This is a genomic window from Kitasatospora sp. NPDC091207 (assembly GCF_044768625.1).
Lineage (GTDB): Bacteria > Actinomycetota > Actinomycetes > Streptomycetales > Streptomycetaceae > Kitasatospora.
This window is the reverse complement of sequence record NZ_JBIVVS010000004.1, coordinates 83,074-85,144: the sequence shown is the minus strand read 5'-3', so window position 1 is coordinate 85,144 and position 2,071 is coordinate 83,074. Positions and strand designations below refer to the sequence as shown.

General features: G+C 68.0%; 2 protein-coding genes. Both read left to right on the top strand.

The window, feature by feature from the left end; all coding sequences use genetic code 11:
• On the top strand, positions 1-497 hold a 497-nt coding region (locus tag ACIQTO_RS10055), incomplete at its 5' end, for a hypothetical protein (protein ID WP_402385447.1).
• Between the two features lie 273 nt (positions 498-770).
• Positions 771-2,071 (top strand): CHAP domain-containing protein (locus tag ACIQTO_RS10050; protein ID WP_402385444.1); only part of this gene is annotated, 1,301 nt, incomplete at its 3' end.

Below are 2,071 nucleotides of genomic sequence, written 5' to 3'. Positions count from 1 at the left end.
CCGATCCGGCCGGTGACTGGCACGACAACCCGGTCCTCAATGTCGGTGGCAACATCAGCGCCTTGGCGTTCGCCTACAGCCCCAGCGGCGCCCGGGTGGTCGAGGCCGTGGAGAGCGGTGCGTTGCACGAGATCTACACCGACTCGGCCGGTGACTGGCACGACAACCCGATTCTCGGGGTGGGTGGCAACATCAGTGCCCTGGCGTTCGCCTACAGCCCCAGCGGCGCCCGCGTGATCGAGGCCGTCGAGAGCGGCGTACTCCACGAGATCTACACCGATCCGGCCGGCAACTGGATCGACAACCCCGTCCTCGGCGTCGGCGGCAACATCACCGCCCTCTCACTACGGGTCAAGCAGGACGGCACCCGGGTGATCGAGGCCGTGGAGAACGGCGCGTTGCACGAGATCTACACCGACCCGGCCGGCAACTGGCACGACAACCCGATCCTCGGTACCGCCGGAAACGCGTCCGCCGTCTCCTTCCAGCTGCACTGACGAACGATCAACGGCGGTCCGGACCGGGGCCACAGCCGTTCCACGGGCCACCGCCACGGTACGTCCGCACCGAGCCCCGGCGGCTCCGGCGTCCCGGCTCCGGCCGATCCCTCACCCGGGGACTGCCCCGGAAACGTTGGCGGACACACCCGTGCGGCGCGGTCCGCGTCGACCCTGAACTCCGCGTCGGGCGGGTTCGCCCCTTCCGTGCGCTCAACGTCACCTTGCGCACGGGACTTGTGCACATCACCCCACTGAAGAAGGAGCCCTTCCGTGTCCAGCAGAATCCTGCGTGCTGTCATCGGCGCGACCGTCGCCGTCAGTGCCCTCGCACCCGCCCTGCTCCTGGGTGCCTCCTCGGCGTCAGCCAGCGTCGGCTCCACCATAGTCAGCATCGCCGGCGCCAATCTCGGACGCGACGCGTGCGACACCAACAGCGGGGGCGGCAGAGGCTACTACTCCAGTTGCACGGGCAACAACGGATCTCCGGAGAACTGGTGCGCGGACTTCGCCAAGTGGGTGTGGGCCCACAACGGCGTCAACGTGGCCGGTCTGAGCCCGGCGGCCGGCAGCTTCGGGCGGTACAACGGCGGCCTGCGCAGCACCCCGCACATCGGCGACGCGGTGGTCTTCAACTACGACGGCGCCGGCTACGCCGACCACGTCGCCATCGTCTCGGCCGTCAACAGCGACGGCACCATCAAGAGCATCGGCGGCAACCAGGGCGGCGTCAGGGGCAATTACGCCGCCACCTCGCACGTCGGCACCAGCGGCCCCTACCGGGGAGCGCTCGGATACAGCTCCTACTGGGGCATGAACATCAGCGGCTACGTCTCACCGATCGGTGGAAACGACTCCACCCCGACCACTCCGACGCCGTCGACGAAGAACGGCCGGGTGATCGAGGCGATCGAGAACGGCGCGTTGCACGAGATCTACACCGGCCCCACCGGCGACTGGACCGACAACCCGATCCTCGGCGTCGGCGGCGGTGTCAGCACCATAGGGTTCTCGTACAGTTCGTCCGGCGCCCGGGTCATCGAGGCCGTGGAGAACGGTGCGTTGCACGAGATCTACACCGATCCGGCCGGTAACTGGATCGACAACCCCGTCGTCGGGGTGGGTGGCAACATCACCGCTCTCGCCTTCGCCTACAGCCCCAACGGCGCCCGGGTGGTCGAGGCGGTGGAGAACGGTGCGTTGCACGAGATCTACACCGATCCGGCCGGTGACTGGCACGACAACCCGGTCCTCAATGTCGGTGGCAACATCAGCGCCCTGGCGTTCGCCTACAGTCCCTCCGGTGCCCGCGTCATCGAGGCGGTGGAGAACGGTGCGTTGCACGAGATCTACACCGATCCGGCCGGTGACTGGCACGACAACCCCGTCCTGGGGGTGGGTGGCAACATCACGGCTCTGGCGTTCGCCTACAGCCCTTCCGGTGCGCGGGTGGTCGAGGCCGTGGAGAACGGCGCGTTGCACGAGATCTACACCGATCCGGCCGGCAACTGGATCGACAACCCCGTCCTCGGCGTCGGCGGCAACATCACCGCCCTCTCACTACGGGTCAAGCA